The 12815-nt window shown below is 62.4% G+C and carries 7 protein-coding genes; 5 read left to right on the top strand and 2 right to left on the bottom strand.

Features of this window, described 5'->3' with window-relative positions:
• The first annotated feature begins 617 nt into the window (after positions 1 to 617).
• From bcsA to bcsN, 4 genes are read left to right on the top strand one after another with little or no spacing between them, the layout of a single operon-like run.
• Positions 618 to 2879 carry a UDP-forming cellulose synthase catalytic subunit gene (gene bcsA, locus ACT54B_RS09525; protein ID WP_476044490.1) on the top strand — a complete coding sequence of 754 codons (2262 nt, stop codon included), beginning with the start codon at positions 618 to 620 and terminating at the stop codon, positions 2877 to 2879.
• Entirely contained in the window at positions 2872 to 5187 is a 2316-nt protein-coding gene (locus ACT54B_RS09530) for a cellulose biosynthesis cyclic di-GMP-binding regulatory protein BcsB (protein WP_476044492.1), read from the top strand. The genes bcsA and ACT54B_RS09530 overlap by 8 nt, the downstream gene beginning before the upstream one ends.
• Positions 5184 to 7646: a hypothetical protein gene (locus ACT54B_RS09535; RefSeq protein ID WP_476044494.1), complete on the top strand. Its 2463-nt coding sequence runs from the start codon at positions 5184 to 5186 to the stop codon at positions 7644 to 7646. The genes ACT54B_RS09530 and ACT54B_RS09535 overlap by 4 nt, the downstream gene beginning before the upstream one ends.
• Complete coding sequence (gene bcsN / locus ACT54B_RS09540; RefSeq protein WP_476044496.1) at positions 7643 to 8647, top strand: cellulose biosynthesis protein BcsN; 1005 nt, start codon at positions 7643 to 7645, stop codon at positions 8645 to 8647. The genes ACT54B_RS09535 and bcsN overlap by 4 nt, the downstream gene beginning before the upstream one ends.
• A gap of 7 nt (positions 8648 to 8654) precedes the next feature.
• Here bcsN and ACT54B_RS09545 read toward each other — a convergent pair whose 3' ends face one another.
• A complete protein-coding gene (locus ACT54B_RS09545) occupies positions 8655 to 9536 on the bottom strand; it encodes a LysR family transcriptional regulator (protein ID WP_476044498.1) in 882 nt (293 codons plus the stop codon).
• A gap of 187 nt (positions 9537 to 9723) precedes the next feature.
• On the opposite strand from ACT54B_RS09545, the gene ACT54B_RS09550 reads away from it, so the two are divergent.
• Positions 9724 to 11220 carry a CoA-acylating methylmalonate-semialdehyde dehydrogenase gene (locus tag ACT54B_RS09550; protein WP_476044500.1) on the top strand — a complete coding sequence of 499 codons (1497 nt, stop codon included), beginning with the start codon at positions 9724 to 9726 and terminating at the stop codon, positions 11218 to 11220.
• Between the two features lie 386 nt (positions 11221 to 11606).
• Here the strand turns inward: ACT54B_RS09550 and ACT54B_RS09555 are convergent, their stop codons facing one another.
• Positions 11607 to 12647, bottom strand: coding sequence for a Fe(3+) ABC transporter substrate-binding protein (locus tag ACT54B_RS09555; RefSeq protein ID WP_476044502.1), 1041 nt, complete (start codon positions 12645 to 12647; stop codon positions 11607 to 11609).
• Positions 12648 to 12815 lie beyond the last annotated feature (168 nt).

Raw genomic sequence — 12815 nt, forward strand, 5'->3', positions numbered from 1 at the left:
GTTGCTTTGCTTGATCTTTGTGGAAGCATCCTCAGGTGAGTCTCAAGGAACGGCTTACAGATCTAAGATCAGGAAACGCACTACAAAATGCACTACAATGCCCGGTGAAAAGATTGTAAGTATATGATATTTATAAAACATTAGATCGGGTCGAATCCACTCAACCGTACCATTCCACACCTTCGGCCAATCAAAATCCGCGCTGAACCAACAATCCATCTTTCCTGTTTCCCACGTTTCGCGCGGCGAGCTCTAGTTCATCGGCGCCAGCCGGCGACTGTCTTTCCGGATGTTTCTTTCGATCGGAGGGGACGTCGGGAGAGCAGGTGCTCCACGAAAAGGCGGCAGAGGCCTTCGATAGGCCTGATGTCGGCGTCATGTCCGTCATGACGGCCCGCTAAAGTCCGGACCTCCTTCTTGATCCCGCTAGGGAAGGTAGGAGGATACTCCACGGCTTTTTGGATTCTCAGGGTTTACTGGGCCTTAACCATCACACGCGGAGGTGTAACGCTTTGATCACGAATTAGGAAATGATTCAGTATTAACAAACTACCGTTTCCCTGTTGCATGAACTGGCACACATGACGTCGAGGCCAGTGCTTCTCAGGGGTTCGCACATGATGTGCTTCAAATGGCCGGCAATCACTGCCGGCACATTGGGTCTTTTTGTTCTCTGGCTGCCGATCAGCCTGCAGGCGCAGCTTGTGCTGAGCTTCGCGGTTCTCGGCATGCTGTTCATTGCCATGAGCCGCCCCGGAAACAAGACCTTCCGTCTCATGACCTTCGTGTTGTCGGGCGTACTGGCGCTTCGCTATGCCTATTGGCGGACCACGGAGACGCTGCCGGATATTTCCGAGCCGCTGAACTTCATTCCGGGGCTGATGCTCTACATCGCCGAAATGTACTGTCTGGTCATGCTGGGCGTGAGCTATTTCATGTTGGCCGATCCGCTCAGCCGGAAGGCGCCCGCGATCACCGATGCCGCCGCGCTGCCGACGGTGGATGTGTTCATCCCCACCTATAACGAAGATCCGGAGCTTCTGGCTGCCACGCTCGCGGCGGCGAAATCCATGATCTATCCCCGGGAAAAACTGGCGATCTATCTGCTGGATGACGGTGGCACCGAAGCCAAGCGCAACCACAAGGATCCGCGTGTTGCGCTGGCGGCCATGCGCCGCCACGAGCTGCTGAAATCGCTGTGCGAGTCCATGGGCGTGATCTATCACGCGCGGCAGAAGAACGATCATGCCAAGGCCGGCAACCTCAATGATGGCCTTCGGATTTCGAAGGGCGAACTGGTTGTCGTCTTCGATGCCGATCATGCCCCGGTCCGCGAGTTCCTCAGGGAAACCGTTCCCTTCTTTGCGGTGGAAGAGAAGCTCTTCCTCGTGCAGACGCCCCACTATTTCCTCAATCCCGACCCGCTTGAAAAGAACCTCGATACCTTTGCCCGCATGCCGTCGGAGAACGAGATGTTCTATTCCGTCATCCAGCGCGGGCTGGACAAATGGAATGCATCCTTCTTCTGCGGCTCGGCGGCTGTCCTGCGCCGGAAGGCACTGGAAACCACACGGGGTTTCGCCGGCCAGTCCATTACCGAAGACTGCGAAACCGCGCTTGCCCTGCATACCAAGGGCTGGCACAGCTATTACGTCGACAAGCCCCTGATCGCAGGTCTGCAGCCGGAAACCTTCGTATCCTTCATCGGCCAGCGGGCCCGCTGGTGCCAGGGCATGCTGCAGATCCTCATTCTCAACCGCCCCTTCCTGGCCCGTGGACTGACCGTCGCACAGCGCATCTGCTATGCCGGGATCAACCTGTTCTGGCTGTTTCCGCTGTCGCGGCTGGCTTTCATGTTCTCGCCGCTCCTGTACATCTTCTTCTCCTTGGAGATCTATCAGGCGAACATCATGGAGTTCGCCTCCTATGCCCTGACCTATCTCATCTCCTCCTTTGCCATGCAGAGCTATCTGTATGGCCGGGTGCGCTGGCCCTGGGTGTCGGAACTCTACGAATATGTCCAGTCGGTCATGTTGATCGGTTCGATCGTCAGCGTGGTGCGCAACCCCCGCAAGCCGACCTTCAATGTCACGGCCAAGGGGCAGACTCTGGAAAAGAGCATGCTCTCGCCGCTCGCGCGTCCCTATTTCGCGATCTTTCTCCTGTTGCTGGCCGCCGCCTTCTATTCCGCCTGGCGCTTCTTCACCGAACCGCTCGCCACCGACCTGCTGATGATCGTGGCTGGCTGGAACCTGCTCAATCTGGGTCTGGCAGGCGCAGCCCTGGGCGTGGTGTCGGAACGGCGCGAGTTGCGGCGCAACCAGCGGCTGCCGGTCAAGCGTCATGCGCTGATGCGGGTGGGGGAAACGCTGCATTCGGTTGTCGTCAACGATGCCTCCAGCGGCGGCATGACCGTCGAATTCCTCGATCACATGCCGGAGATCCCGGCTCAGGGGCCCTTCGATGCGACGCTGGAATTGCGCCGCAACGGCCAGATCATCGCCGTCGAGGTCGAGCGCCGGAATATGCGCTCCGGCACCGATGGCGCCGTTTATGGCTTCGCCTACAAGGAACGCACGCCGGAAACCTTCATGGCGATTGCCGAGCTGATGTATTCCGACCAGGCCGTCCTTCAGGAGCGCCTGACCCGCCGCCAGAGTCGCCTCGGCTTCTTCGCCGGCACGGCCCAGTTTGCTGTCTGGACACTTCGGGAAACACTGCGGGCCCTCGTCTATGCGGCAGGTCGCGTCCAGGAAACACCCGTCGAATCCATCGACGATGCGCCGATGACGATCCGGACGAAGCCGAAGTACCGGCTCGAAGACATCGAGGTTCCGGACGTGGTGGAAAGCTTCAAGGGAGCGCAAGTCTATGGCTGAAAAATCCGCTCTCTTTGCACTCCTCCTTTCGCTGACCGGATCCGTGGCGGTGCTGGCCGGCCCGGCCGGCGCGGGCGAAAACCGTCTGCAGCCGCTTGTCGAGGCAGCCGTTGCGGCCAGCCCCGCCGTGGCCGCCAAGCCGGAAGCACCGATCCAGCCGGGCGTGCTCATCCCCTTCGAACAGTCTGCCTCATCGCTGAAGCTGACCGGCGAGGATGATAGCCTCTCCTTGACCTTCGCCGTCCCTGAGCGGTTGCGTTTGGCGGGCGGCACGCTCGAAATCGCCTATGACAATGCGGTTTCGGTCCTGCCCGACACGGCGCGCATCGATGTGACCGTCAACGGTCTGGCGGTCGGCGATTTCCCCATCCGCTCGCCCAACGGCATCAGCACCATCCGCATTCCCCTGCGGGGCGAGCAGGTGAGGGCGGGCCGCAATCTCGTTCGCCTGCGCGCCGTGCAACATCATCGGGTGGATTGCTCGCTTCCGGCCACTTATGAACTCTGGACCCGGTTGTCCGCTGCGGCCAGCGGCTTTCGCACCGCATTGCCCTTCCATTTCGAAGAGCCTGCCGATCTTCTCGCGGTTGCCCGCAACGGGAAAGAGCAGACCGAAATCCGCCTCGTCGCCGCAGCAGACGGCAATCCCGGACTGGTCAATCAGGCGCTGCCCGTCTTGCAGTCGCTGGCGCTGGCCATGAACCGCCGCGATATTGCCGTCACGGTCGCCCCCGAGCCGGGAACCGGGCCGGGGATCGACCTCTATGTCGGGGAGGCCGGGCAACAGGGACAACCCGAAGCCGCGCGCAAGGCGCTCGCCACCGCCGCCAGCGGTCTTGCCATTCGGGATGCCGCGGAAACGGGCCGCGTGGCAGTCACGCTGCGCGGCGCGTCCCGCGAGGCCTTGCAGGCCGCCTTGCTCACCGCACTCCGCGGCCCGCTGAATGCCGCTCTCCAGACCGGCATTCTGGCACCGCGTCCCGGCGGCGTCTCCGGTCAGCCGGGTGCCCGCTATACGCTGGCGGATACGGGATATGAGGCAAAGCCCTTCGCCGGCCGTCTCTCCCGGTCGCGCTTTACCATCGACATGCCGGCGGATTTCTACCCTGCCGAATATGATACGATGAAGTTCTATCTGAACGGGGCGACAGCGCCGGGTCTGATGCCCCATGCGCAATTCCTGGTGCGGGTGAACGACCGCGTCGTCACCAGCCTTCCGTTCCGCAACACGGATGGCGAGGTTTTCCGTCACAAGCCGATCGAAATGCCGCTGAGAGCGTTCCGCCCGGGGTCCAACCGGGTCGAGCTGCTGGCGGAGCTGCCGGCCCCATCCGACGAGGCCTGCAAACCCGGCCAGCGGGAAGATGACAAGCCCCGCTTCATGATGCTGAAGGAATCGACCCTTGAAATTCCGGCGCTGGCCCGCATCGGCCGCCTGCCGGATCTGGGCGCCTTCGCCGGGGCCGGTTACCCCTATGGCCGTGGCAAGCCCTTTGCCGTCATCGTCGACCGGCCTGGCCGCGAGACGCTGGGCGTTGCCGCAACCGCCGTGACCCGCCTGGCGCTGGCCGCAGGCAAGCCGGTCGAGGCTGCGATCTCGTTCGGCGCCCTGCCGGAACACCCGACAGGCGACGTGCTGGAAATTGCGACGGAAGAGGCCGTCGTCGGCCATGCGGCCGCCATCGAGGGCCCCGGCAGCTCGTCCGGAAAACCGGTCCCCGCCGTCGATGCCTTCACAACCGCTTCGGCAAGCCATGGCGATGCGGCTGTTTCGGCCGGGTCCGAAGCGTTGCTCGATGCCTTCCGCCAGTCGACGGCGACGGGCGGCGAACGCTCGCTGAATGCCCGGACACAGGAATGGCTGAGCCAGCTGTCCAACCGCTTCAATAGCTGGCTTCGGTATCAGGAAGCCGGAAACGACGTATTGCCTGAAGACAAGGACACGCTTCTCACCCTGCGCCAAAGCGCGCTCGCCGGCGGGGAGGGTGTTCTGACCGCCATTCGCGCACGAACCCCCGCGGATCTTGAAAAGGGCTTCCGTGCCCTGTCCGAACCGGCGGCCTGGGAGCGACTGGAAGGCGCCACCGCGAGCATCCGGGCGAGCGACCTCAAGCTTCTGACCGAGCAGGCCGATCACCGTTTCATCCGCGAGATCACCGACGAAAGCTTCGGCAATTTCCGCCGCCTTGCCGCGTCGTGGTTCTCCGACAATTTCCAGGTTTACATCGGGCTTGTGCTTGCCCTGTTCGTTGGCTTCGGCCTGTGGCTCGGCTTCATCGTCCCGAAAAAGGGGGTACGGTCGGAATGATCAAGTCCTATCGCAAGCACCTTCTCGGCGGTCTGGCTCTGGCGGCCCTGCTGCTTCCGGCGCTGGATGCGCCGCGGGCAGAAGATTCCATCGAACTCCTGACCGGGTCCATTCGGGCGACCCGCCTGGTGCCGCCCGCCCCCAGCGAGCAGCCGCAGGAAGATGCAGCCGCCGCGCTCGACCAGCCCTTGCCGCCGGCGCCATCCGGGGAGGTGCCCGAGGCGGCACCGGTCAAGGCACCGGACGCCTCCAGCGACCCTGCCGGCCAATCCGCCGATATTCCGAAGCCCGACGAGGTGGAACTTTCCGCCCTGTATTACTACGCCCGGGAAAAACAGGATGCGCGGGTCACTGCGGAAACGGAAAGATTGCGGCACAAATACCCGGATTTCCAGCTTCCCGCCGATCTCTACACCGCCAATACCAAGCCAAGAGTAGACGAATCCCCGCTCTGGCGCCTGTACGAGAAGGATGACTTCGCCGGTGTGGATGCCCGGGTATCCGATCTCAAGTCCCAGAATCCTGGCTGGGAGCCGTCGGAAGACTTCCGCACCAAGCTGGAACGGCGCAAGCTGCGTGTGACCCTGACGAAGGCCTATCGCGGCCGGGATTGGGTGGGTGTGATTTCCACTGCCGGCAGCATGAACCTGCAGAAGGAAAAGGATGCCGATCTTCTCTGGATGCTGATCGATGCCTATCGCGAAGCGGCCATGCCGGATGCGCTGCTCGATGTCTATCGCGCCATCCTGTTCCGCCCGAAGGCCGAACGGTTTCCGGAGCCGGTCCTCGTGACCACGCTTCAGAAGGCCGCCCGCGATTTCGAACCGGAGGAAGTTCGCAGCGCGATGGCGTCGCTCTGGCCCAATCCGGCGCTGATCGCCGGACTGAAGCCGCTCCAGGACGATTTCATCCGTCGGGATATTGCCGATTTCAATCTGCGGTCCGAGCGCCAGCAGCCGATTGCCGAAAAGGACATCCAGCGTCTGCGCGATATCGTGGCAGCCAAGGGTGACACGGCGGATATGTCTCTGCTCGGCTGGTACTTCCTGAAGCTCAAGCTGCCCAAGGATGCGGAGCCCTACTTCAAGCGGGCGCTGGACGAAAAGGCCACACCCGAATTCGCCAAGGGACTTTATCTCAGCCTCGCCCAGCAAAAGAGGGACGAGGAAGCCTATGCGCTCGCGGCCGCTCATCTGAAGGAGCTGACCGACGATCCGGAATTCCTGATGAACGCGCTTTCCCTGCGCTTCGCCAAGCCGGAGCTCGGTCCGATCGATCCGAAGACCGTCGAGGCCTATTCGACCACCATTCTCAAGACCAAATCGGCCGATCACGCGGAAATTCTTGCGTGGTACGCCTATAACTCCATGCAGTATCCGGCATCGGAAGCATGGTTCGTCCAGTCATGGAATTGGGAGGAGGAGCCGAACCGCCTGAAAGGCATCGCTCTGACCTTCCTGCGCGAGGGTAAGAAAAAAGAATTTGCAGCCCTCCGCGCCCGCTTCGGAGATCTCTACCCGGATATGTGGGCCGAGATCCTCAATGCCCGCGCCCCCCAGGCGCAGGCGCTGCAGCCCGTGGTCGTCACCAGCCCCACAACCGGCCAGCCGGTCATCGTCTACCGGCAGGCGCCGGCCATAGCGCAGGCCCTGCCGGTTGCGGAGCCGCAGCCGGTGGTCGATCCGGTCGGCTACCAGCCCGCCATGGTTGCTTCTGCCGTCCAGCCCGCCGTGATGCCGGTGGTGCAGCCTGCGGCCATCCAGCCGGTGATGGTGCAACCTGCGGCACAAGCGGCGCAGCCGATGGTCGTCTATGCGAGTGCGCCCGCGCAGCCTTTCTACGCACCGCAGCCCGAGGTCGTGCCTGCCGAGCCGCCTGCGCCCCGAACGGTCAAGCTCGACAAGGCGCCGCGCGGCGGATATTTCGCTGCCTTCAAGGCAAAGCGCTACTCGGAATGCCTCTCCATGATCAACGCGATGGGCCGGGTACCGTCTGACGCAGAGCTCATTCGCGGCTGGTGCTATCTGGGCCTGAACCGGATTGCTGATGCCCGCAATTCCTTCGGGCTGGCGCTCCGGGGCGAAGGTCGCGTTCGCCACGATGCAGCCTATGGCTCGGCACTTGCCGCCCTGCGCGCCAAGCTGACCGATGATGCCGAGGCGATGATCACGGCCTATCCGCTCGATGCGGACAAGGATCGGGAGGTCCGCGCGGAAATCTACTGGCAGCGCGCCCGCTCCGCCTTCGACCACAAGGATTTCCAGGGCACGCTGACGGCGCTCAATGCGCGCATCAAGCTCGTACAGGAGCCGACCGATCTCTCGGTGCTGCGCGCCTGGGCGCATTACAAGCTCGGCAACAAGGCGCAAGCCAAGGCGATCTTCACCCGCCTCAACCAGTCTCTTGCCGATCCGGAAATGATGAAAGGCCTCGCCGCAATCGAGGAAGTAGCACGATGAACCGGACCATACTTGCCCTTTGCCTGCTGCCGGCCGCGCTCGCGGCCTGCTCGACGGTGGAACCGGATCCGTTCCTGACCGCATCGGTCGATGCGCCGCAGGCGCCGACCATCGCCAGCGAAGTCGCTCCCGGCTATGCGGTTGCCATGCTGCCGGTCACCGCGGGCGGCATCCGCACGGTGCGCCAGACGGTCCGCCAGGATTATCTCCAGCAGACCGTCGTCTACGGCAATACCGAGCGGGGCTTCGGCGAGAACATCGTCACCGTGGAAGTGGGCCGCCCCGACCTCGACTCCGCCTATCTCAATCCCCCGTCCCGGCGGCAGATCCACGCGGAAATGCGCGCTGCGCTGCCCGGTGTGCCCATGCAGTTCCGGTCTCTGTCCGGCTCCAATCTCCAGGGACCCTTTGGCTATGCGACCGGCCCCTATGGCAATGCCGGCAGCTGCCTCTACGGTTGGCAATATATCAAGCCGGCACAGGGCAATCCGCTGGCGGCCATGGCGACCGGCAAACATGCCTACCGCCTTCAGGTGCGGGTGCGCTTCTGCCATCCCGCCCTTGCGGAGGATCGCATCGGAACGCTGATGGACGGTCTGAGGGTGCGCGCCGTTTCGGCAGAAACCCTTTCCATGCTGGAATTTGCCAGCGGCAGCGGCGCTCTCGCCGCCGCGGTCCCCCTCGCGGAGCCTGCTGTCGAACCGGTGCGGCCCAAACCTGTCCATCGTCGCACCGTGGCGCGCGTCGAGACCTACCGGGCCGAGGACCTGAACACGGTGGTGCTGCCGATCACGCGCAAGCAGCCGCCGGCCGGCGCTCTTTACGTCGATGGTGCCGCGCCCGTGGTGATCCCCAACGCGGCCCGCGTTCCGCTGCCCGTCACCGCCGCCTTGCCGCCTCAGGCACCCGTCGCCGCCGCCATCGATACGACGACGACGGCCGCCCGCCCGATCAGCGCCGTGCAGGTGCCTGTGCCCGGCGCGGTCCTCGGTGCGAAATAGGCATCGATCAGAGGAAGATCTGGCGCTCCTCCCGCACCATCTGGTGCACGAAGTCGGCAACCGTTCGCACCCGCGCCAGATCCCGGGCGCTTTCGTGATAGATCGTCCAGTACGCCCGGCGTATGGCGAGATCCGGCAGTATCTTGACCAGGTCTCCAAATTGCCGGGCGATATAGTTGTGCAGGATGCCGATGCCGGCCCCGGAGCGGACAGCTTCCGTCTGGCCTATGGCGGACGATATCTCGAAACCGGCGTCCCAGTTCCGCATGATTTCACCGGTATAGTTGAGGGAAGGGGAGTAGATCAGATCCTCCACATAACCGATCCGTCGGTGCTCCTTCAGTTCGTCGACGCCGAGCGGCGTTCCCTGCTCGGCAATATAGGACCGGGACGCATAGAGCCCGAGCGAATAGTCCGTGAGGCGAGAAGAGATGAGTCGGCCCTGATCCGGTCGCTCGATGGTGATCGCAATATCCGCCTCCCGCTGGGAGAGCGAGAAGGACCGCGGCACAGGCACGAGCTGGATCTTCAACTCGGGATATCGTGCCGTCAGCTGGCCGAGACGCGGTGCAAGAAAATAGACGCCGAAGCCGTCGGGCGCGCCGATCCGCACCGTTCCCGCCAGCGCGCTGTCCACCCGTCCCACCTGGGCCTGGGCTTCCAGCATCTCGGTTTCCATCCGCTCCGCCGCCCGCAGGAAGATCTCCCCTTCCGCCGTCAGCTCGCAACCATTGGTGCGCCGGATCAGAAGCCGCGTCTTCATGTCCTCCTCGAGCGCCGTCACCCTTCGGGAAAGGGTGGCATGGTTGACCCCCAGCCGCTTCGCCGCCGCCAGAAACTGGCCGGTGCGGGCAACGGCCAGAAACATCCGCACATCATCCCAGTTCATGAGGACCTTGTTTCGAATTTTGCACAATGGATGCTTATCAGAGGCGATTGATTTGTGCAAATTGTAGTGCGATCTTGCGGTCAAGGGTCGGGAGGAGCGCCATCCGACACCACCAGAATCAAGCCCGTCAGCCGTTTCCGCCAGAAACGGGACAGGCCTGTCGCGCACACTCTGAAGGGAGATCGCCATGTATCAAGTGGGTCATTTCATCGGCGGCAAGCATGTCGCCGGCACCAGCGGCCGCACCGCCAACATCTTCAACCCGGCCACCGGCGAAGTGCAGGGCACGGTTGCCCTGGCCAGCGTCGAAGAGCTTCGCGCCGCCGTCGAAAATGCCAAGGCCGCACAGGTCGGCTGGGCTGCCACCAACCCGCAGCGTCGCGCCCGCGTGTTCTTCAAGTTCGTCGAACTGCTGAACAAGCACATGGGCGAACTCGCCGAAATGCTCTCCCGCGAGCACGGCAAGACCATCGAAGACGCCAAGGGTGACGTGATCCGCGGCCTCGAAGTCTGCGAATTCGTCTGCGGCATCCCGCATCTGCAGAAGGGTGAATTCACCGAAGGCGCCGGCCCGGCGATCGACATGTACTCTATGCGCCAGCCCGTCGGCATCGGCGCGGGCATCACCCCGTTCAACTTCCCGGGCATGATCCCGATGTGGATGTTCGCTCCCGCTATCGCCTGCGGCAACGCCTTCATCCTGAAGCCCTCCGAGCGCGACCCGTCCCTGCCGATGCGTCTCGCCGAGCTGATGATCGAAGCGGGCCTTCCGGCTGGCGTCCTGAACGTCGTCAACGGCGACAAGGGTGCCGTCGACGCGATCCTGACCGATCCGGACATCGGTGCCGTGTCCTTCGTCGGCTCCACGCCGATTGCCCGCTACGTTTACGGCACGGCTGCCATGAACGGCAAGCGCGCCCAGTGCTTCGGCGGCGCCAAGAACCACATGATCATCATGCCCGACGCCGATCTGGACCAGGCCGTCAACGCCCTGGTCGGCGCCGGCTACGGCTCCGCCGGCGAACGCTGCATGGCGATCTCCGTCGCCGTTCCGGTCGGCAAGGACACTGCCGACCGCCTGATCGAGAAGCTGGCTCCCAAGGTCGAGGAACTCCGCATCGGTCCGTATACCGATGAAAAGGCCGATTTCGGTCCGCTCGTCACCAAGGAAGCCCAGACCCGCGTCATGGGTCTGATCGACCGCGGCGTCGAAGAAGGTGCGAAGCTCGTCGTCGATGGCCGCAATTTCAAGCTGCAGGGCTATGAAAACGGCTATTTCGTCGGCGGCTGCCTGTTCGACAATGTCACGCCCGACATGGATATCTACAAGACCGAAATCTTCGGGCCGGTTCTCTCGGTCGTGCGGGCCAATTCCTACGAAGACGCCATTCAGCTGCCGATCAAGCATGAATACGGCAATGGCGTCGCGATCTTCACCCGTGACGGCGATGCGGCCCGCGACTTCGCCTCGCGCGTCAACATCGGCATGATCGGCATCAACGTTCCGATCCCGGTTCCGCTGGCCTACCACTCCTTCGGCGGCTGGAAGGCCTCGTCCTTCGGCGACCTCAACCAGCACGGGACGGACTCGATCAAGTTCTGGACCAAGACCAAGACGATCACCGCCCGCTGGCCGTCCGGCATCAAGGACGGCGCCGAATTCGTCATCCCGACGATGAAGTGATCCGCTCTTCGAGCACAGCCCGTCAGAAAGGCCTCCGGAAACGGGGGCCTTTTTCGTTGATTAAGAAATAGCTTGCTGAATAATCTCTAAAACAATAGGCTGATTGCGTTCGGTTGCAAAAGCAGACGCGCCCTTAGGACCACGAGGGCGCATCAGGGAAGACGGGCTCCCCTGACGCCGGCATGCGCCTTGCTCTCGAACGTGGAGGTCTTGCGATGTGGCACTTGCCAATAAGCATCACGCTTACGCTAAAGAAAACCCGGACGGAGTGGTCACTTACCGTCCGGATCGTTTTTCTGAGCATTGAGTAAAAGGAAGGGCGAGGCTGCAACCTCGCCCTTCACTCCACATTTATAATAGAAACCGCTTATGAAGGCAAGCGGCCCTTATTCACTCGGGCCATCGTTGAAGCCGACCTTGTCCACCAGCTCTGAGGCTTCCTTGCGATGGGCGGAAATGTCGGCGAGCGGCAGCGGATCCGGCTTGATCGGCCCGAAGGATTTTACGATGTCGGAAGGTTCGGCACCGGGAGCAACCGGATATTCGAACACCTGCTCGGCATAGATCTTCTGCGCTTCCGGCGAAGCCAGGAATTCCATCAGCTTGATGCCGTTGTCCTTGTTCGGCGCGTTCTTGGCAAGCGAAACGCCGGAGATGTTCACATGGGTGCCGCGATCCCTCGCGTTCGGGAAGAGCACCTTGATCGCGCCGGCCCATTCCTTCTGCTCCGGCTCCTTGTCGTTGGTCATCATCAGGCCGACATAATAGCTGTTGCCGAGTGCGATATCGCACTCGCCGGAGAAGATCGCCTTGGCCTGGCTGCGGTCGTTGCCGTCCGGTTTGCGGGTCAGGTTGTTCTTCACGCCGGTCAGCCATTTTTCCGTATATTCGGCGCCGTGATGGGCAATCATCGAGGCGAAGAGGCCGATATTGTAGGAATGCTGGCCATCGCGGGTGCAAAGCCGCCCCTTCCACTTGGGATCGGAAAGCTCCTCATAGGTGATGTCGTTTTCCGGAACCCGCTCCTTGGAGGCATAGATAACCCGGCCGCGCGTGGTAAGGCCAAACCAGTTGCCATTGGGGTCACGATACTGGGCGGGGATATGCTCGTTGATCGCGGGATCGTTGACCGGCTGCGTCACGCCCGCTTCGAGCGCTTCCGTCAGTCGGCTGATGTCGACAGTGAGGATGACGTCCGCGGGCGAATTGGCACCTTCCGCCTGGATGCGTTCCACAAGACCCTTGTCGAGGAAGAGCACGTTGGTCTCGATTCCGGTCTCCTTGGTGAAGGCATCGAGCAGCGGCTGGATCAGCTCGGGCTGCCGATAGGAGTAGATATTCACCTCGCCATCCGCGAGTGCGGGCAGGGAATGGGCAACCGAGGCCGCAAGCGCAAGCGCGCCGAGGGCGGGGCGGGTGAAGGTCATGACAGTCTCCTTGGCTTTGAAATCTTGAATGTGAAAATCATATTTAAATAAGGGCTGTCAACAGCCGCGACGGCCTTGAGAAGAAAATATGATTGATTTAATCATGTATTTTGGAATTGTTCCAAACTGTGGCTTTCCTATATAAGGCTTCAGCATTCACCCGGAAGG

Source organism: Gellertiella sp. DMC107 (assembly GCF_056313605.1).

What these genes read in the sequence shown, in the direction of transcription:
- bcsA (WP_476044490.1), top strand. Translation starts at nt 618, where the DNA reads ATGATGTGCTTCAAATGGCCGGCAATCACTGCCGGCACATTGGGTCTT.
- ACT54B_RS09530 (WP_476044492.1), top strand. Translation starts at nt 2,872, where the DNA reads ATGGCTGAAAAATCCGCTCTCTTTGCACTCCTCCTTTCGCTGACCGGA.
- ACT54B_RS09535 (WP_476044494.1), top strand. Translation starts at nt 5,184, where the DNA reads ATGATCAAGTCCTATCGCAAGCACCTTCTCGGCGGTCTGGCTCTGGCG.
- bcsN (WP_476044496.1), top strand. Translation starts at nt 7,643, where the DNA reads ATGAACCGGACCATACTTGCCCTTTGCCTGCTGCCGGCCGCGCTCGCG.
- ACT54B_RS09545 (WP_476044498.1), bottom strand. Translation starts at nt 9,536, where the DNA reads ATGAACTGGGATGATGTGCGGATGTTTCTGGCCGTTGCCCGCACCGGC.
- ACT54B_RS09550 (WP_476044500.1), top strand. Translation starts at nt 9,724, where the DNA reads ATGTATCAAGTGGGTCATTTCATCGGCGGCAAGCATGTCGCCGGCACC.
- ACT54B_RS09555 (WP_476044502.1), bottom strand. Translation starts at nt 12,647, where the DNA reads ATGACCTTCACCCGCCCCGCCCTCGGCGCGCTTGCGCTTGCGGCCTCG.